This window comes from Chryseobacterium sp. Bi04 (assembly GCF_918698085.1).
In the GTDB taxonomy this organism is placed as follows: domain Bacteria; phylum Bacteroidota; class Bacteroidia; order Flavobacteriales; family Weeksellaceae; genus Chryseobacterium.
The window spans coordinates 135,062-155,593 of the sequence record NZ_CAKKLP010000006.1 but is presented as its reverse complement, the minus strand read 5'-3'; the positions used below and the strand labels follow the sequence as shown (position 1 = coordinate 155,593).

At 35.8% G+C, this 20,532-nt stretch carries 15 protein-coding genes; 13 read left to right on the top strand and 2 right to left on the bottom strand.

Annotated elements, in window-relative coordinates; genetic code table 11:
• Positions 1–18: 18 nt before the first annotated feature.
• Positions 19–2,808, bottom strand: a complete 2,790-nt coding sequence (locus LQV47_RS11815; protein ID WP_230037089.1) for a TonB-dependent receptor — start codon at positions 2,806–2,808, stop codon at positions 19–21.
• 315 nt (positions 2,809–3,123) lie between these two features.
• On the opposite strand from LQV47_RS11815, the gene LQV47_RS11810 reads away from it, so the two are divergent.
• The 13 genes from LQV47_RS11810 to LQV47_RS11750 all read left to right on the top strand — a co-directional run bounded on the left by LQV47_RS11810 (position 3,124) and on the right by LQV47_RS11750 (position 19,409).
• Positions 3,124–3,798 (top strand): response regulator transcription factor, encoded by a 675-nt coding sequence (locus LQV47_RS11810; protein WP_230037087.1) that lies wholly within the window; start codon positions 3,124–3,126, stop codon positions 3,796–3,798.
• Between the two features lie 47 nt (positions 3,799–3,845).
• Positions 3,846–4,877 (top strand): ATP-binding protein, encoded by a 1,032-nt coding sequence (locus tag LQV47_RS11805; protein ID WP_230037085.1) that lies wholly within the window; start codon positions 3,846–3,848, stop codon positions 4,875–4,877.
• 134 nt (positions 4,878–5,011) lie between these two features.
• On the top strand, positions 5,012–5,605 hold the full coding sequence (locus tag LQV47_RS11800; protein ID WP_230037082.1) for a plasmid pRiA4b ORF-3 family protein: 594 nt from the start codon (positions 5,012–5,014) through the stop codon (positions 5,603–5,605).
• 229 nt (positions 5,606–5,834) lie between these two features.
• The gene (locus LQV47_RS11795; RefSeq protein WP_230037080.1) at positions 5,835–7,184 is read left to right on the top strand and encodes an alpha-amylase family glycosyl hydrolase; all 1,350 of its coding nucleotides are present in this window, start codon (positions 5,835–5,837) and stop codon (positions 7,182–7,184) included.
• A gap of 153 nt (positions 7,185–7,337) precedes the next feature.
• Complete coding sequence (locus LQV47_RS11790; protein ID WP_230037078.1) at positions 7,338–7,778, top strand: GreA/GreB family elongation factor; 441 nt, start codon at positions 7,338–7,340, stop codon at positions 7,776–7,778.
• Between the two features lie 7 nt (positions 7,779–7,785).
• The gene (locus LQV47_RS11785) at positions 7,786–8,436 is read left to right on the top strand and encodes a hypothetical protein (RefSeq protein ID WP_230037076.1); all 651 of its coding nucleotides are present in this window, start codon (positions 7,786–7,788) and stop codon (positions 8,434–8,436) included.
• A 143-nt stretch (positions 8,437–8,579) separates the two neighbouring features.
• Positions 8,580–9,374: a thymidylate synthase gene (locus tag LQV47_RS11780; RefSeq protein ID WP_230037074.1), complete on the top strand. Its 795-nt coding sequence runs from the start codon at positions 8,580–8,582 to the stop codon at positions 9,372–9,374.
• Positions 9,374–10,285, top strand: a complete 912-nt coding sequence (locus LQV47_RS11775; protein WP_230037073.1) for a hypothetical protein — start codon at positions 9,374–9,376, stop codon at positions 10,283–10,285. The genes LQV47_RS11780 and LQV47_RS11775 overlap by 1 nt, the downstream gene beginning before the upstream one ends.
• A gap of 194 nt (positions 10,286–10,479) precedes the next feature.
• Positions 10,480–10,698, top strand: coding sequence for a hypothetical protein (locus tag LQV47_RS11770; RefSeq protein ID WP_230037071.1), 219 nt, complete (start codon positions 10,480–10,482; stop codon positions 10,696–10,698).
• A gap of 27 nt (positions 10,699–10,725) precedes the next feature.
• Positions 10,726–13,236, top strand: coding sequence for a M1 family metallopeptidase (locus tag LQV47_RS11765; RefSeq protein WP_230037069.1), 2,511 nt, complete (start codon positions 10,726–10,728; stop codon positions 13,234–13,236).
• A gap of 169 nt (positions 13,237–13,405) precedes the next feature.
• Positions 13,406–14,734, top strand: a complete 1,329-nt coding sequence (locus LQV47_RS11760; RefSeq protein WP_230037067.1) for a hydroxymethylglutaryl-CoA synthase — start codon at positions 13,406–13,408, stop codon at positions 14,732–14,734.
• Between the two features lie 421 nt (positions 14,735–15,155).
• On the top strand, positions 15,156–17,954 hold the full coding sequence (locus tag LQV47_RS11755; RefSeq protein WP_230037065.1) for a SusC/RagA family TonB-linked outer membrane protein: 2,799 nt from the start codon (positions 15,156–15,158) through the stop codon (positions 17,952–17,954).
• 12 nt (positions 17,955–17,966) lie between these two features.
• Positions 17,967–19,409 carry a RagB/SusD family nutrient uptake outer membrane protein gene (locus tag LQV47_RS11750; RefSeq protein ID WP_230037063.1) on the top strand — a complete coding sequence of 481 codons (1,443 nt, stop codon included), beginning with the start codon at positions 17,967–17,969 and terminating at the stop codon, positions 19,407–19,409.
• 93 nt (positions 19,410–19,502) lie between these two features.
• On the opposite strand, the gene LQV47_RS11745 is transcribed toward LQV47_RS11750, so the two are convergent.
• Positions 19,503–20,429: an AraC family transcriptional regulator gene (locus LQV47_RS11745; protein WP_230037061.1), complete on the bottom strand. Its 927-nt coding sequence runs from the start codon at positions 20,427–20,429 to the stop codon at positions 19,503–19,505.
• Between the last annotated feature and the right edge of the window lie 103 nt (positions 20,430–20,532).

Below are 20,532 nucleotides of genomic sequence, written 5' to 3'. Positions count from 1 at the left end.
TATTAAATATTGAATGTGTTAAAAATTGTATCCCAGTGTTAAACTGATATTGGTTCCTGTTACCCTTTCTATAGCAAGAGCATCAGAGTTGTCATATTTCTTATTTCCGTTCAGGTCATGGTAAAATTTCGCACGACGGTTAAGTATATCTGAAACATTTAATTTGATTTCTCCTTTATTTTGCCAGATCTTTTTAGCAATCTGGAAATCTAAAAGAGGTCTTGGAGCTTCCCAGATTGGTGGGATCTGATCATTACCTACATAAAGAATTCTTCTTCCGATCATATTGAAAAGTACCGTAGAAGACCATCCTGTTTTTTCAGCATCATACTGAAGGCTTAAATTGATGGTGTAAGGAGATTGTCCCTGCATTGGTCTGTCAATATTTGTAGCTTCATCCGTTACTTTGTTTTTAATGTAAGCAAAGTTTCCACCCAATGTGAAGTTTTTAAGAGCGCTTGCAAAATCAAGTTTTTTTCTGAATTCCAGCTCCACTCCATACGCATCTGCTTTATCTACATTAAGGTAGTTGAAAGTGTTACTGGTTCCTACCCCGGATTGATTGAAGTACAATTCGATTGGGTTTTTGAAGTTTTTATAGAAACCGGCTACGGAAAGGATTTCTCCGTTTCTTGGGTAATATTCCCAACGAAGGTCCACATTGGTGATTTTTGTTCTTTCAATAAATTTGTTACCAATAACAGTAGCTCCTAAATCGAAATCGTAATACGCTAAAGGAGAAACCTCTCTGAATTCAGGTCTTACCACAGTTTGAGAACCTGCAAGACGTACATTCATTTTAGGATTTACCTTGAATGTTAAATTAACAGCTGGTAAAAAGTCTGTTACACGAGTATTAACAAAACGGTCATCACTTCTTTTTGTACTTCCTACCAATTGGTCAAAGTTTTCAACTCTTAATCCCCAAACAGCTCTTAACCATGGTGCAAAGTTGTTGTCAAATTGTAAATATCCTGCATTAAGGATCGTATTGGCAATATACCTGTACTGGTTTCCGGAAATTTCATCAAATGTAAATTTACCGTCTGTTCCGAAATTCTCAGGATTGAAGATACTTTCAAAAGGCTGGGAAAGTAATCCCTGGTTATATTTTTCAAGCTTTACAGAGAATGGTCTTGAGTTGTAGATCCTGTCTTTTACCTGGAATAAATACCCCCCTTTAATAGTCTGCTTTTGTCCGAACATCGTAAAAGTCTTGGTAAGGTCTCCCCCTGCATTATACAGGTAATCGCTCAATGTAGAATAGAAAACACTTCCCGACTTTTGAGAAAGACCATTAGAAATTAAAGCTAAATAAGGACTTCCGTCAAGATTTGTATACTGATTGTATTGTAAACGCTGCAATAGAGGAATATACTGATCAAGGATTCCGAAACTTCCGTACCAGTTCAGGGTAAAACCGCCTAAAGCATCTATCTTATGAGTTCCGTTAAGGGTTGAATTATAGAATGTAGTTTGCTTAAATCCAGTCTCTCTCGCGATAATGTTCGTTCCGTTGATAGGATCAAACTCAAAATCCTTTCCTGTTCTGAAAGACATATGATTCACCGTGTTGTTAGTGATAATATTTTTCAGGGAAATTTTGTTGTTGCTGTTAAGTTTTAAAGTAAGGTTTAGTAACCCTCCTAAAATAACATCATTGCTGTATTTTTCTGTGTAGTAATCGAAGTTGGTATCAGCAAGCTGGTCATTAATGGTGAAGAAACGGTTTTTAGATTCTGTTCTTCTCTTATTGTTGCTGTAGTTAAGAACAGCAATTACCCCTAAATCTTTTCCGAAAATTTTGGTATTAAAACCTCCGTCAAGCTGTAAGCTTATATTTTCAGGATAACCAACGCTGTTGTATCCAAAGTTTTTTGTGAACCCCTTACCAATATCCGTTTTCTGAGCTTCACTCAGAATACTGAAAGCATTCTTGGCTGGCATATTGGTAGGAATCTTTCTGTATCCGTCATCAATACCCAGGAAATCCCATTTCCCTCCTTTCTGCATAAGAAATTCCTTATTCATCGTAATAGAATTTCCTCCTACACCTACCTGTACATTGAAGAAGTTTTTATTGGGAATATCTTTAGTATTTACCTGAATCAATCCTCCGGCCCATTCACCACTGTATTCAGGAATAAAAGTCTTATTGATCACCAGGGTTTCAATAACGCTGGCAGGAAAAAGGTCAAAAGAAAAAGTTTTTCGGTCAGGCTCAGTACTGGAAAGCTGAATTCCATTTAACATAGCCTGGTTGTAACGGTCAGATAAACCTCTTACAACAATATATTTTCCGTCAAATAAACTCACACCCGATACTCTTTTCAGAACCTCACCTGTATTTCTGTCCGGACTTCTTTTAATAGCTTCAACACCTATAACCTGCGAAACCACACCTGCATTCTTCTGCAAACCGATCGTAGAAGCTATCGTTTCTTTTCTTGCATTGGATCTGATAACAACTCCTTCAATCTCTTTTTCCTTAGCGGATGGCTTTTCCAACACAATATCAAGGTGTGTATTGGTGTCATTTTTTACAATAACTTCACTGATCTCTTTTTTGTTATATCCATTAGAACTTACCGTGATAATGTAGTTGGTTCCAGGAGAAAGATTAATAGAGTAGTATCCCGCAATATCGGTTACGACCTCCTGGTCATTTACCTTTACTTTTACCCCCTCAATAGGTGTGTTGTCTTTCTCATCCAGTACCCTACCTTCTAAGATCTGACTTTGTGCAAATGCGTAGCCGGCAGAAAACAAAGCAAGTAGCATAATGCTCTTGTGGAGTTGTTTTTTCATTTTACTTCTTTTTCAGGGGCAAAATAAGGGCTAAGTTTTCACTAAACGTTTAGGAGAATTTTAATTAATTGTGAAGTTTGTATTAATAAAATTGAGTTAACATACACTATGAATGTTTGTTTTTTATATTTATATTTTTTTGTTTTATTTCAATTATTCTTTTGTATATTTGTTTAATATATATTTATTTATCCATTTTGTTAATGATTTTCTAATTTGATTTGGGGTGTTTGTTTTTTAATAATTAGTTAACATTGCCTGGATAGATAAAATCAATGAAAATAATTAATTTTGTGGGAATTCTTAAACTAGAAGATGAGTAAAAAAATTCTTTTAATAGACGATGAACTGGACATTTTAGAGATTCTGTCTTACAACCTGGAAAAAGAAGGTTATAATATCTATACTGCTACTAACGGTAATGAAGGTATAGAAAAAGCAAAGGAAATTATTCCGGACCTTATTTTGCTGGACGTAATGATGCCTGAGAAAGATGGCATCGAAACCTGTCAGGAACTTCGTAAAGTGAAAGAACTACAAAAAACGCTTATCGTTTTCCTTTCAGCAAGAAGCGAAGAGTTTTCACAGTTGGCCGGGTTTCAGGCAGGAGCTAATGATTATATCGTAAAACTAATCAAACCGAAAATCCTTATTTCTAAAGTAAATGCACTGTTACAGCTGACTTCTCAGGTTTCAGATAATGCCAAACTTATCGAAATAGGAGACCTTATTATTGATAAAGATAACTTCAGGGTTTCCAAAAGCGGACAGCAGTTTTTGCTTCCTAAAAAAGAATTTGATCTGCTTTATCTGCTTGCCTCCAATACCGAGAAAGTTTTCAAAAGAGAAGAAATTCTGGAAAAAGTTTGGGGCAATGATGTAATTGTAGGAGAAAGAACCATTGATGTTCATATCCGGAGATTAAGAGAGAAACTGGGAATCAACACCATTCAGACATTAAAAGGAATAGGGTATAAACTGATCGTTTAATCACTTAAAAATCCTACCTTTACGTTCAAACCTAAAACTTTGTAAAATTGAAATTTTACAGACTTACCTTCGTTGCCTCCTGTCTGCTGACACTGGTAATGCTTTTCTTAGTAGTTGTTTTCGACTCACTAAAGGATATTTATTATGAAACCCCTTTATTCAAAGCGGGGGTTTTTGTCTGTGTTGTTATGATCTTTATTATCAACTATGTTGTATTAGAGCTTCTTTTCAGCTATTATGGAAGAAAACAGGTAAGAGGGCTTTCTCAGCTTCTTCCACAGGAAATTGTTCATGACCATGATGAAAATATTACCATTAAAGAATTAGGGGAACGTTTTTCGGACCTTAATCAGCGAAAGGTAACAGAAATTGACATGATGAAGGAAATGGAGAGTTACCGTAAAGAATACATCGGAAATGTTTCCCATGAGCTTAAAACCCCGCTGTTTTCTATTCAGGGCTATGTAGAAACCCTGAGAGATGGTGGCGTGGAAGATCTCATTATCCGCGATAAATACCTTGAAAGAATCGATAAATCTGTTGAAAGACTGATCGCTATTGTTACAGATCTTGATATGATCAACAGACTCGAGGCTGGTGAAATTAATCTTACCGTTTCAAAATTCGATGTTAACCTTCTGATCAAAGAAATTTTTGACCTCCTCGATCTTGAGGCTGAAAAAAGAAATACTACCCTACAAATCCAGACCCTCCATCCGCAAATTTTTGTGGATGCCGATAAACAAAAGATTTCACAGGTTTTTATTAATCTTATTTCGAATGCTATTCATTATGCAAACAGGCAGGAAGCAAAAGTAATTGTAAAAACAAGCGTCTTAAAAAATAAAGTGCTGATAGAAGTTATAGATAACGGAATGGGAATTAAATCTGAAATTCTTCCAAGAATATTTGAACGTTTCTACCGTGTAGAAACCAGCAGAAGCAGAAGAGAAGGCGGATCCGGATTAGGATTAGCCATCGTAAAACACATCCTTGAAGCTCATAACGAAAACATTACCGTAGAAAGTGTATACCTTGAAGGCACAAAGTTCAGTTTCATGCTGGAAAAAAGTAAATAACTTTGGCAAAATGTAAGAAAAAAAAATATTTTAAAAAATCTTGAAATATTTTTTTGTCACCTCTCATTTATTATATATTTGCACCAGAGATTTATCATAATTATAAAGGCAAAAAAGTAATTTAAGAAACTGATATGGTTTACAAAATCCGCGTAATATTAGATGCGAAAGAGGATATTTTCCGAGATGTTGAAGTTAAGGGAAAACAAACGTTATGGAACTTACATTTAGGTATTAAAAGTGCATTCAGTCTGCAGGGAGATGAGCTTTCTACTTTTAATCTGTTGGAAAATGACGGAACAATAGTAAAAAGTGTCCCATTAGAAGATATGAGTGACGATGGTGACGGTGAGATTATGTCAGACGTATACATTGATGAAGCTTTTGAAAATGTAGGTGACAAAGCTCAGTTCCAGTACGGACTTCTTGATCTGTGGGAATTTTTCTGCGAACTTATAGAAGTTATCGAAGAAACAAAAGGTGTTAATTATCCAATTACAGTATATAGATTTGGAAATGTTCCATTGAAGGCACCAAGTAAAAGCGGAAACACAGGATCCAAAAAGAAATCAGCAACCCCTTTAATGGATGATGATTTTGGATTTGAAGATGATTTCGGAACAGGGGGTAATTTTTCAGATGAAGATGACAGCTTTGATGATGAGGAAGAAGAGGACTACAATGATGACGCTTTCGATGATGAAGATGACGATGACAACGAAAGATAGGAGATAAACAATACAATATAGGCCCTGGATTTGATCCGGGGCTTTTTGATGGAAGAGAAGTGAAAAAATACGTAATATGCCACGTTTGAAATGTTAAGACTTATTCACATTCATTTGGCGCAAAACTGACCCATGAGTTCAATTGTCAATTTTTCCAATAACTTTTTCATGGTTTTGCCTCCTGTTCCTTTTACTTTGCAAAATCATTACTTTTGTTAAAAATAGATTAATGAAAAAATTAATTTTATTAACCTTAATTGGTCTGGGAATTGTTTCCTGTACCTCTCAGAAAAATACCCGGAAAATGACAGAGCTGCCAAAAAATTGGAAATATAACACCAATATCTACGAAGTAAACGTAAGACAATATACCAAAGAGGGAACTTTCAAAGCGTTTGCCAAAGAGATGCCCCGCCTGAAAGCAATGGGTATAAAAACACTTTGGATGATGCCTGTTACCCCAATTGCCCAGCAGAATAAGAAAGGAAGTTTGGGAAGCCCTTATGCCGCCGCCGACTATACTTCAGTGAATCCGGAATTCGGAACACTTGAGGATTTTAAAGATATGGTAAATGAAGCCCACAGGTTAGGGTTCAAGGTAATCATAGACTGGGTGGCTAACCATACGGGCTGGGACCATGTATGGACCAAAACGCACCCTGAATTCTATTTAAAAGACCCTGACGGAGAATTTCATAGGGCCTCCGGAATGGATGATATTATCGAACTGGATTACAAAAATCAGGAAATGCGCCAGGAGATGATTGAAGCCATGAAATTTTGGGTAAGAGAAACAAATATTGACGGGTTCAGATGTGATCTTGCTTCGTGGGTAGAAGTAGATTTTTGGGAACAGGCCCGCCCGGAAGTTGAAAAACTAAAGCCTCTTTTTTGGCTGGGAGAATTTGATGAACTGGAAAGCCCCGAATATGGGAAAGTTTTTGATGCCAGCTATTCATGGAAATGGATGCATAAGTCAGCCGATTATTATAAGAAAAATGAACCACTTCAGGAACTGAAAGATTTATTGATTCAATATTCCAATATAGGAGACCAGTCTATGAGGGCCTGGTTTACGACCAATCATGATGAAAATTCATGGAATGGAACGGAGTATGAAAAATATGGTGTCATTACAAAACCTATGGCTGTATTTTCAGCCACATGGAATGGTATACCCTTATTATACTCAGGTCAGGAACTTCCCAATATGAAAAGGCTTGAGTTTTTTGAAAAAGATGCTATCAAATGGACCAATACTTACCAGGCTGCAGATTTTTATAAAACATTATTGGATTTAAAATCTTCCAATCCTGCTTTAAGAGGAGGAGATGCGAATGTGACCACTTATTTTCTGAATACAACAGCAAATGATAAGATTCTTGCGTATATAAGAAAAAATGGAAAAGATGAGGTGCTGGTAGTACTGAATATGTCAAAAGAACCTGTAGATTTTACCGTTGAAGACGATCATTTATCGGGAATCTTCAAAAACGTTTTTGATAAGACAAAAAGAGATTTCAGTAACGGCAAAGATTTCATTTTCAAAGTTTCAGATTATGCTGTTTTTGAAAAATAAATACTGAAGCCATTACAATTCTGGCTGAGATTGTGAAACCTTGAACATTAGTTTTCAAAGATACCGAGTCCCCTTCCGCTGGAGGTGTCAAAATCTTTGATTTTAGACGGGATGGCTTACTCATCCATCATAAAAATAACCTGAATTACAATAATGAACAAACAGGAAATAATAAATACAATCAATACAAAAATTGCAGGAAAAATCCGGAATTTTGAAACCTTGATTGCTGAAACCCGGGCTTCCAATAATGATACAAAAAGCTCAATGGGTGATAAATATGAAACCGGACGTGAAATGCTTCAGCAGGAAATCAATAACCTTCAGAGACAGCTTAACGAAACCTTAAATCAACAGGCTGTTCTGCAGAAAATAACTTCCGATCCCTCTGAAAAAGTTCAGAACGGAGCTTTGGTAAAAACCGACAAAGGGCTTTTTTATATTGCAGCTTCGATAGGGGAAATTACCGTTGAAAATCAGAAAGTAATGACGGTTTCAGCAGAATCACCATTGGTAAAAGCCATGTTTGGCAAGAAAATGGGTGATGTATTTGCAATCAATACAATGAATCAGGTCATTGAAAATATCTGGTAAACAACTTATGAAATTAAAATATTTATTTTTCTTTACTTTTTTATGGAGCAGTATGGCTCTGGAAGCCCAAATCCGTGCTAACATCTCAGGAAAAACCTATGATCTGGAATCTGTAAACCTTAAAGTGGACGGTTTTATTATTACAATTGATGCTCAGGGAGAGATTACTGATTTTCATAATTCTGATTTGAATGGAGAACTTACCTATTATGATGATCAATATTTTGACCAGTACAAATATGGCAAGCTTAAAAGCATGGGTGATGTCAAAATAGACTACTGGGATGATTTAAATGAAGACAGTGCCCGGTATGGTAAACTGAAAAACATTGGAAATATTGATGTAGACTACTGGGACGACTCCATTTTTAATAAAGAAAAATGGGGCAAAATAAAGAAAATAGGAAACTTTACCATCGACTACTGGCCCAATGATGTCATTGATAACAGCAGAATGGGAAAATTGAAATCGGTAGGAGATATCTCTGTTGATTATGGAATAAAAGATATTATTGACGAAAGTAAATACCGGAAACTTATAAAATTTGGGCCGGTAAGCCTGGAATACTGGAATGACAAATTCATTGAAAAAAATAAATACGGTCAGCTGAAATCAATGAAAGGAAACAGCGATGATGTCAGTGTTTTTATTCTGTAGTTAATTAAAATAATTAATTTACAGAGATCAGATATACAGTTCTTTAATAGAAAGCAAGTATCTGTCTTATAAAAAGCATTCATAAAAAGGGATGTTTTTTTTGATCATTTTTAGTAAATTTGAACCATAAAATTCCTTTTAAAATGCAAAACTACCTAGATCTTTTACAACATATTTTAGATAACGGAACAGATAAAACCGATCGAACAGGTACCGGAACAAGAAGCGTATTCGGGTATCAGCTAAGATATGACCTGTCGAAAGGTTTTCCTTTGGTAACCACTAAAAAGGTGCATTTGAAATCAATAATTTACGAATTACTCTGGTTTTTGAAAGGAGATACGAATGTGAAGTACCTTAATGATAACGGAGTGAGCATCTGGGACGAGTGGGCCGATGAAAATGGTGACCTTGGGCCGGTGTATGGTGCACAATGGAGAAGCTGGAACGGCGCCGACGGAAAAATTGTAGACCAGATCACAGAAGTAATTGATCAGATTAAAAAAAATCCGGACTCCAGAAGACTGATTGTCTCCGCATGGAATGTTGCGGAAATCCCTAATATGGCATTGGCGCCTTGCCATGCTTTATTCCAGTTTTATGTAGCGGATGGAAAATTATCCCTGCAACTTTACCAGAGAAGCGCTGATGTATTTCTTGGAGTGCCGTTCAATATTGCCAGCTATGCTCTTTTATTAATGATGGTAGCGCAGGTTTGTGATTTGGAAGTAGGAGATTATGTGCACAGTTTCGGTGATGTTCACATTTATAACAATCATTTCGAACAGGTAAACAGACAGCTTTCAAGAGAAACAAGATCTCTTCCTACCATGAGGCTAAACCCGGAAATCAAAGATATTTTCGATTTTAATTTTGAAGATTTTACGCTTGAAAATTATGATCCGCATCCGGGAATCAAAGCTCCTGTAGCGGTATAATGCTATTCTCCCGTGTTTTTGTCATTGCCTTTACGTTTGTTATTATCTTCAGCTGTACTCAGAAAGAGAATAAAGAAGTGATAGCTGATATTCTTGTCGAAGACCTGAACTTTTCTAAAGAGGCAGTCTTTGATTCTGTACAGGTACCTCATCATTTGAGAAAGATCGTAAGGTATATTTCAACTTTAAACACCTATGAAACAGAAGCCTTAGCAAAAGGGGGTACTGAAAACCTTAATTTTGAAAATGCCAAAAAGCTATATGATCAGGCTTCAGAAGAAGAGCTGCTAAATCTTACCGACAATAAAAATAATGCAGTTGCTATGTATGCAGCCGTAGGACTTTTAGAAATAAACCCTCAGTATGTTACAGCAGTTTTTCAAAAATTCCTCAATAGGAAAGGGAAGGTTCATACCCAGAACGGATGTATCATCGACTATGAATACCTTGCCGAACCTTTATATCAAAAATATTTCAATACGCTGAAACCTGAAGAGGTAAGATCAGATATTAAGATGCAAAAACTGGACAGTATGCTTTTGTTTGCTGAGAATGCTTCTGAGCTCATTCTTACGACAGCATTCAGGAATAGGACCTATTCAGATCATCTGAAAAAGCAGATTGAGAAACTGGCATTTCAGGAACATAGAGGCTCGGCGGTTCTTTATCTCAGTAATTGGCATAAGAAAGAATACGCTCAGCAGCTACAGCGGGAGTATCTTCATTTTCTTACAAATGATACTATTCATGAAATTCAGAGCAGGAATTATCTGTATCACCTGATGTCATTTAATAATCCCGATAATAAAAAAGCAATTCTTGAGTACATAAAAAAAGATAGTGCTTCAATAGATGACAGTGGAATCAGACTTCAGCTGGAAAATAACGGGATCTATCCTACAGCGTATTAACTATCTTCTGTTCTATCTTTAAAGAGGTACTCAATTCACTTTTTTAGAATCCTTCATTTCATTCTTAGATTTTCTTCAAATGCAATAATAAATCCAGGTATCATTGTAACAAATTCCTGTTCCCATGAACTTATCATGCGGTGTCCGTAGGCTGCCCCAAAAGAAATTTGTAATTTTAAAGGAAATTATCTCTCATGAAATATTTAAAAGTAGATCTTGAAAAAACTGCTGATATAGAAGTACTTAAAAATGCATTACTTCAATTGAAAGGAGTGGCTTCCGTAGATATCATCGATGATGAAAATCCGGAGAGTGAGCTGAAAAAAGCTTTTGCCAAAACAAAAGAACAGTTGAAAACAGGTGACTACGAAACGCTTGTTAATGATATTTTTGATATAATAATAAAAAAATAATTCTAAAAATAATAATAAAATAGAAGAATGAAAAAGGCCATTTTATCCATTGCAATACTTGGGATTTTATTTTCCGCTAATGTATCGGCACAAACTGAGGCTTCAGGAAGAGAAAAGGTGTACAGAGCCACTCATACTAAAGTAACAGAGCTTAAACATACTAAGCTGAAAGTAAACTTTGATTATCAGAAAGAACAGATGAACGGGGAAGAATGGCTTACTGCTTCACCCTATTTTTATCCTACCAATGAATTGTCTCTGGATGCTAAAGGAATGTTGATTCATGAAGTTGCCCTTGAGGCTAATGGCAAGAAATCTCCTTTGAAATACGAATACAAAGACGAAACACTAAAGGTTACGCTGGACAAAATGTATCAGAAGAACCAGGATTATACCATTTATATCAAATATACAGCCCGTCCGAATGAAGTAAAACAAAAAGGAAGCATGGCTATTAATGATGCAAAAGGACTTTACTTCATTAATGCACAGGGAACAGAACCTGATATGCCTACACAGATCTGGACACAGGGAGAAACCGAATCATCTTCTGCATGGTTCCCAACAATAGATAAACCGAATCAAAAGACTACCCAGGAAATCTATATGACGGTTCCGGATAAATATGTAACCCTTTCAAATGGTATTCTAAAAGATTCTCAGAAAGAATCCAACAACCTGAGAACAGATCACTGGGTAATGGATAAAAGACATTCTACCTACCTTTTCTTTATGGGAGTAGGAGAATATGCTGTTGTAAAAGACAAATGGAAAAATATTCCGGTTGATTATTATATCGAGAAAGAATATGAGCCTTACGTAAAGCAGATCTACGGAAATACTCCAGAGATGATCGAGTTTTTCTCCAAAAAGATGAACTATGATTATCCATGGGCAAAATATGCACAGATTTCCGGAAGAAAATATGTAAGTGGGGCTATGGAGAATACTACGGCAACCCTTCACGGAAGTGATATCCTTCAAAAACCGGGGCAGCTGATTGATGAAAATAAATGGGAAGATACTATTGCCCACGAATTATTCCATCATTGGTTTGGTGACCTTGTAACTGCAGAAAGCTGGAGTAACCTTACCGTGAATGAATCCTTCGCCAATTATTCCGAATATCTCTGGAATGAATACAAGTATGGAAAAGATCAGGCAGATTATCACCAGATGAAGGATGTAAATATGTACATTCATAACCCTGCGGACTTTAAGAAAAACCTGGTAAGATTTAATTATGAATCCCGTGAAGATGTTTTTGACCTGGTAACCTACCAGAAAGGAGGTGGAATCCTTCATATGCTAAGAAATTATCTTGGGGATGATGCTTTTTTTGCCGGTATGAATGATTACCTGAAAACCAATGAATATCAGAATGCTGAGGCCCATCAACTGAGGCTTTCTTTTGAAAAGGTTTCAGGGAAAGACCTGAACTGGTTCTTTAACCAATGGTACTTTGGAAGCGGAAACCCAAAATTGAATTATTCATTTACTTTTGAACCTGTAAAAAAACAGATTGCTGTAACAGTTAATCAAACTCAGGATCAATTATTCGAGTTTCCTTTGGCTATTGATGTGTATGATAATGGTAAACCCAAAAGATACAATGTTTGGGTTAATGCTGAAAACAGGAATACATTTAATTTTGACGTATCCAAAACACCGGATCTTGTCAATATCAATGCAGACGGAATACTGGTAGCTGATATCACGGATACCAAAACACCGGAGCAGAACCTGCTGCAGTTTACCAATTCTAAAGAATTCAAAAGCAGATATACAGCGTTAGCCGGAATTAAAGATCAGACAGGAAAAAGTCCTGCAGCTATAAAATTATTGGCTGCTGCATTAAAAGATCCATTTTTTAGAATAAGAATTAAAGCGTTGGAATTAATGGATCTTACCAATTCCGATCAGATGAAAGCCCTGGGAGCAGAAGTTGAAAAAATCGCTTCAAATGATCCTAAAACATTGGCTCAGGCTGCGGCTATTGGTGCGTTGGCTAAAACAAAAGATAAAAAATACCTGCCGATATTTGAAAAAGGGGTGAATGCAGTTTCCAATGCAGTTAAAGGAAACTCTTTAAGTGCTGTTCTTACCATTGATCCGTCACGGGCCAATGCTTTAGCTGATAAAATTGAGCTGGATGGTGCTTCAGATGAGTTGCTGGCCCTTTTGCTTCCGGTTATTGTGAAGAATAAGATAAGCTCTCAAATGGAACATATCGCTCCACTTGCTGCATTTTATCCGTTTGTAAAATTCCAGAATCCGGAGTTGGGTAAAACAGCAGAAGAAGGATATAACTGGATCATGGGCTCTGACAACCTAAAAGCAGTGGAAAACATTACAAAAATGTTGGATTATGCAAAGAGCGATATGGGAAATAACCCACAGGCTAAGATGATGATTGTTCAAATGCTGAAAGACGGACTAAGCAAAAAAATGGAATTGCTGAAACAAAATCCGCAAAAATCCGCAAGTATCAATAAACAGATCGACGCTCTGAATAAAGCTATTGAAAATTTTAGATAGACTCAGTAGATCTGATTGAAAAAGCAGCATTACATTTTTGTGATGCTGCTTTTTTATAATTGATCGTCAGAAATAAAAAGTTAAATTATAAATAATTAGTAAAAAGTCATGATATATTGACAGGTTATTCAGGTTACATTTTCTAAATTCGTATAAAAATTAGAATAAAATGACTTTTGGAATTGAAGCGGCGAGCTACTATATACCCGGTTTATATTTAGAAATTAAGGATTTAGCTGAAAAAAGAGGGATTGAACCTGCAAAGCTGGAAAAAGGATTGGGACTTCATAAAATGGGGCTTCCCGATGTTCACGAAGATGCAGCAACATTTGCGGCAGAAGCATTATTCAAACTTATTAATGATTATACCATTGATCCCAGAGAGATCTCAAGAGTTTACTTGGGTACGGAAAGTGCTCTGGATGCAGCAAAGCCTACTGCGTCATATGCAGTACAGATGGTAGAAAAAGTGCTGGAGGAGAAATTCGGAACAAGAGCCTTCAAAAATTGTGATATTGTAGATATGACCTTTGCATGTGTGGGAGGGGTAGACGCCCTGCATAATGCCCTTGATTTTGTAAGGGTGAATCCCAATAAAAAAGCAGTGGTTATTGCCAGCGATTATGCGAAATATGAATTGGCTTCTTCAGGAGAATATACCCAGGGAGGGGGAGCCGTTGCTTTACTGATTTCTTCAAAGCCAGATCTGCTTGAAATAGAGAATCACTGGGGAGTAGCATCAGAAAGTGTTTTTGACTTTTTCAAACCGAGAAGACAGTATAAAAAAGAAGACTTACATAATGCACCTGAAATGTTCCCGGATACTATTGAAATATTCACGGATGAACCTGTTTTTGACGGTCAGTATTCCAATCAGTGCTATCAGGACAGAATAAGAGAAGCTTATCAGCATTATAAAGAAGTTGCAGGACAGGAAAAGCCTTATGAAAACTGGAAATATATTATTTTTCATCTTCCTTATGCTTTTCATGGTAAAAGGGTATTTACAGAAATCTATAGTCTTGAAAACGGACTTCCTTATACCAATCCTGAGGAGCAAAAAGCAGTGGCAAAATCTGAAAATTATCTGAATTTAATCAGTGATAAAATAGAGAAAACACAGCGGGCTTCTTCCGAGATCGGGAATATGTATACCGCTTCTGTTTTCATGGCGTTCCTTTCTGCTTTACAGACTTCCTTTGATGAAAATGAAGAATTGTCAGGAACAGAGATCGGTTTCTTTGGCTATGGAAGCGGGTCAAAATCAAAAGTTTTTGCAGGTAAAGTTTCTGAAAACTGGAAAAAAGTGGTGGAAAAATGGAACGTATTTGAAAACCTGAACAACAGAGCTCCTATTGATTTTGAAACCTATGAGAAACTGCATAGAAAACAATTACATCAATCTATACGCTCTGATTATAAGGGATTTGGACTTATCTCAATCGAATCAGAGAATCCTGTTCTTATGGGAGCAAGATATTATATGTATCAGAAATAAGATTATTTTCTTAAAATTATATAAAGCATTTCAATTATTTGGAATGCTTTGCTTTTTTATAAGTTTTTGGCAATTCTTTTTATTTATTTTGTGCAGTTTTGTTGATTTTAATAAGAATATGTAATAATTGTTTTTTGGATTTTTTATGTTGAAACCTGTATTTATATTAATTTTTTTTACTGTTTTTTATAATTAAGTGTAAGCTGGCAATATATTTAATGGTTGTTAAAATTCTGTTAATGTACTCTTGTACTGAATTTTTTTTATCATTTTTTATAATTCACTATTTTTTTTAATGCTATCATTTATTTATAGTGAAATAAATATATAATAACACATTGTTTTTCAGTGTTTTATAAGTTGATACTGTTAATGTTTATTGGGATATTTGTTTTCTGAAAAATATTAAAATGTGTTAAATATGAATGTTAAACTAAGCGTATTGAGTGCAGGAGTTTTGTTCTTCTTGGGACAAACGGCTTTTGCGCAGACAACGAAAAAAGATACAGCGAATACTAAAGCAATTGAAGAAGTTGTTCTTGTTGGGGTACAAAAGAAGAAAAGAGAAGAAATTACCCAGGCTGTTTCGGTAGTGGGAGGTGATGAGCTTACAAGAATGTCCGCCTCAAGTACCGGTATTACAAACATGCTTCAGGGTAAGATGTCTGGTTTGCAGGTATCTACCAACTCTGGCAAGCCGGGTGAACAAGGGTCCATCAGAATTAGAGGAGCTGTCAATGTTTCTACTACAATAGGAGCTTCAGATCCATTGTTTGTTGTAGATGGTGTTTATATGACTCAACGTCAGTTCAACTCCATTCCGGCATCAGATATTGAAAGTGTTACGGAATTAAAAGATGCGGCTTCAACTGCTGTATATGGAGCTAGAGCTGCTAACGGAGTTGTCGTAATTACGACAAAAAGAGGAAAATCAGGAAAACCAGCAATCACTTATGATACAAGATTTGGTTATGCCTATAAGCCGAAAGACAAGAACTTCACAATGATGAATACTGCCCAGAAGATTCAGTTTGAGAACGAGATGTCAGGATTAGGAGTGAATCCAAATTCAGTTTACACACCAACAAAAGCTGCGGTATTAATGGCGCAGGATCATGACTGGTCTAAGGATATCTTAAGAAATTCAACAATACAGTATCATAATCTATCGGTAAGAGGAGGGAGTGATAAGAATTCATATTACGCCTCTTTAGGATATGATTCAGATTCTGGTATCTTACAGGAATTAGATGGATTTAAAAGGTATAGTGGCCGATTTAATTTCGATCAGCAGGTTAGTGATAAAATGAAATTAGCTTTTGATTTTGGCATCACTAATGTTAGAACACAGGATCAGAGATTTTCTTATAATGCATTAAGCCCATTTTATTCAATTTATACATTGAATCCATATGAGACTGTCTATAATGCAGACGGTTCTTTTAATCCTACAACCAACTCTATTAACCCAATTGATCTTAGGAGAAATGAGGTGACTACAGACTGGAGAACGAGACTTTCAGGACAAATATCCGGTACTTATGAATTCTTTAAAGGGCTTACATTTAAATCTACCTTCGGAAATATCTATGATCTTAGAAAAAATAAATATGTAGTAAGAAAAGGTTCTGATATTGCTGTAACGTATGGCACTCCTGATGGAACTATCAGAGATACAAGATCCGATTTCTGGAGTTATGTATTTAATAACAGATTCGATTTTACGAGGTCATTTGGGCAGCATAAACTTTCTGCTGTTGCAATGTTTGAGTTTACAAAGGACGACTTCGGAAGTTTATCAGGAACAAAAAGAGTGATGTTAGGGCCTGATATTACTGATGTGGGTTCCGCGTCTACTCCTTTTGCTGTTACCGGTAATACAACTTCGACAAGATATGTAAGTTTATTAGGAATTATTGACTACAATTATGCTGGTAGATACCTATTATCAGGATCCATCAGAAGAGATGGGAACTCAAGACTAGGTGAAGGTAAAAAATATGGTAACTTCTGGTCTGCTTCAGCAGCATGGAACTTAGCAAAAGAATCTTTCTTTGATGTACCTTTTATCAATGATGTTAAATTCAGATATAGTATTGGTACAACAGGTAATGTAGCTGCTCTCTTAGACTATCAAAATCTTATTGCTGTCGTATCAGGTGATTATGGTACAGATCCTACAGCGGGTCCATCTAATTTTGTGGGAAATAAAGATCTTAAGTGGGAGAAAAAAGAATCTCAGAACTTAGGGGTAGATGTGGTGATGTGGAACAACAGAATCAAATTAACTGCCGAAGTATTTAAAGATAACAGAAAAGATTTCTTGTATGCAATTGCTAATACTCCGTTTGAAGGAGGAGGATATTTGTTCTCGAGTGTAACCAACGCTGGAAATATTGAAATTAAAGGGTTGGAATCCGAATTAAATGTTGATATCATCAGAAGTAAAGATATTGACTGGTCTGTGAGAGGGAATATCTCTATGCTTAAATATAATGTAAAAAGTTTATATGGAAATAATACTCAGCTTAGTTTAGATGGTACTACATTTATGCGTGTTGGTGATGAGCCTACCGTATTCAAAATGGTTAAAAGTGCTGGTGTAGATCCTACCAATGGAGATGCGCTGTATTATAAAGCAGATGGTTCGGTTACCAATGTATACAATTCAGGTGATGCGCAATTTTTGCCAGGTAAATCTACTTTACCAAGTGCGTATGGTGGTTTTGGAACGACATTCAGATACAAAGGATTTGATTTAAATGCAGATTTCTCTTTCCAGACCGGAGGGTATAGTTATAATGTTATGGCACAGAATCTTGTTGACTTCTCTGCTTATAGTCAAAACTTGAGTACGGATGCATTTAATTACTGGAAGAATCCGGGAGATACCAATGTAATAGCTAAACCTAATGTTAATGGTATTCAATCTACAGATGCATTTTTACAGAAAACAGATTTTGTAAGATTGAGATCAGTGGAAATAGGATATACTTTTGATAAGAAATTCTTAGGTGAGTCCCTTCCTGTAAATAGTATCAGAGTATATGGTTCCGGACAGAACTTAGCTCTTTGGACTAACTATACAGGAGATCCTGAAGTTGCTTTAGCTTCTGAAACTCAAACCAATCCGGGGGGAGCATTTATTCCGGGATCTATCAGTTTATATAATTATCCAAATACAAGAACATTCCTAATGGGAGTACAAGTTAACTTCTAATTCAATTTTATCATGAAAAAAAATATAGTAAGAGTAGTATTATTTGCATCGTTGGCTTTTACCGTTGCATCTTGTACAGATGATTTGACAGTATTGCCAAATGATAGATTGGTTTTAGATAATTATTATCAATCTGAAAGTGACTTTAGAAAAGGTGTAGATTATGCTTATGATGGTTTTAAGATTTCTGGGTATTATCAGCAGGATTATACACAATTAATTGTTCCTGATGTTATTTCAGATAATTTAATTCAGAATCCTCTGGGAAGAAGATCAAACAACGATGCATACAATTTCAATTTTGCAGGAGATGTTAATGCGGTTGTTGCTGCATATGGAGCAGGGTACGCTGTGGCGGCAAGAGCCAATGCAGTACTTGATAAGATTGGTAATTTAGCGCCGGGTGCATTCAGAAGTAATATTGAAGCAGAAGCAAGAGGTATTCGTGCTATAGCTCACTTTGATATTGTAAGAAGATATTGTAAAATACCTACACAATCTGCTGATGCAGGTACTTCATTAGGTATTGCTTATGTAGAAAAGTTTGACCCATTTCAGTTAGTTACAAGAAACCTGAATGTAAACCAGGTATATGACAGAATTATTGATGACTTGCTTTTTGCAGAGCAAAATATTACTCAGAATGACAATGTAGGTAAGCTTAAAAAACCTGCTATCCAAGGGATGTTATCAAGAGTATATTTATACAAAGGTGATTATGATAATGCCATTCTTTGGGGACAGAAAGCTTTAGCTTTGAGTCCAAATGTAGGAACTATCGGTACATTTAAAAATATCTGGAATGACACATCAAGTGATGGAGTATTGTTTAAAATACTTAACTCAAGTATTGAGAATATCAAAACAGGTTCCGCTTATAATCAGACTTTAGGAGGAGGTCAGATTAAATCAGAATATGTAGTAGACTTCGATTTCTATACTAAATTTGGTACTACGGACATTAGAAAAAGTTCTTATATTACAACTTCTCCTTTTACAGATAAAACTTATAATAATATTATTAAATACAAGCAGGCTACTAATAAGCCAATTGAAGCGGTAGATGTAAAGTATTTAAGAACTGCTGAAGTTCTTTTAAATGTTGCAGAAGCAATGTTTAAGAAAGGAGATGAAGCAGGAGCTCTGGGATTATTAAATACTTTAAGAGCGCAGAGATATACTGAATTTGTACCTGGTACAGAAGCTGGGCAAACTCTTTGGAATGCAATTATGCTGGAAAGAAGATTGGAATTAGCATTTGAAACAGACAGATTCTTTACATTGAAGAGACTTGGTCTTCCAATTCAAAGGTCTAACTTTGGTCCGGAATCAACTGGTGCAGGGAATCCAGCACCTGTGTTGAGTCTTCCTGTTTCCAGCCATAAGTGGCAGTGGCCAATTCCTCAAGATGCAATCAATAATAATCCACAGATTCAACAGAATTTTGGGTATTAAATAAATTTTAATTTGAAGAGGTTGCTTTATGGCAGCCTCTTTTATTTTTCAGATAGATAGTTTTAATCAAAGGAAAATAATTGATACCAAATCCTATCTCGAAAATGTAATCTTATTCTGATAATTCTTGGGAGTAATGCCTTCGAGTTGTTTGAATACTCTTGTAAAGTAATTGGTGTCTGAAAATCCTGTCTGATAGGCGGTTTCTTTAATGCTGTTCTGATCTGCCAGTAATTCTTTGGCCCTGTTGATTCTCTCTTGCAAAATAAATTCATTGGGAGAAGTTCCCAGTTCGTCTTTGAACATTCTAAAGAAATTGGATTTGCTTACATAAGCCAATCTTGCAATACTGTCAATAGAAAGCTTCTGGTGGAGGTTTTTCTTAATATAATCTACCACGAAGCCTATCCTTGATTTATTTTTTACCATGTTTTTTTCCACCATGCTTCTTGCCTGGGTTTGCATAAGCCTGATCAGCAGTTCTTTCAGGGCAAAATCAGCCATGATGTCTTTTTGAGAATTATCATCCATAGCAATTCTCATAATATTATTGGTTGCTGAGGCCAGGGCCTGATTATTAAAAAGGAAATACTCATCCAGCTGAATGTTCCATTGTGAGGTTTCATCCACTTTGGGGAGACTATAGTTCAGGTAATTGAGAGAGTCCTCTATAAATTCGGGATTTAAGCTTAAAGAAATACATTGGGTAGGCGTTTCATCAGCTTCAGGAAAATCAATGACCATAGTTTCTCCCGGAGCAACCAGGATGCTTTCACCGGGGAAATAATCAAAATAGTTGGTCTTATTATCCAGTTTCATATGTTTTTTGCCTCTCAGCATTGCTGTAAATGCTATATTATCGAAGTGAAGTTTTACATCAAAAGCCGCTTTATGCGTTTCGTAGATACTGAATTCACAATTGTTTAGATTGAATTTTGTCTGGTTTTCAACAATGTTCAATAGCTTATTTTCCTTGATTAACTCAGGAGTGTCTAATAAATATTTATTATTGTTATTCATTTCTAAACATTTTAAAGGCGCAGGTAACTCAAATATAGAGAATTTGCCTGTACGTTGCTGTTAATAAAATGATAAAATTGAACATCTGCACTATTCTGCACTT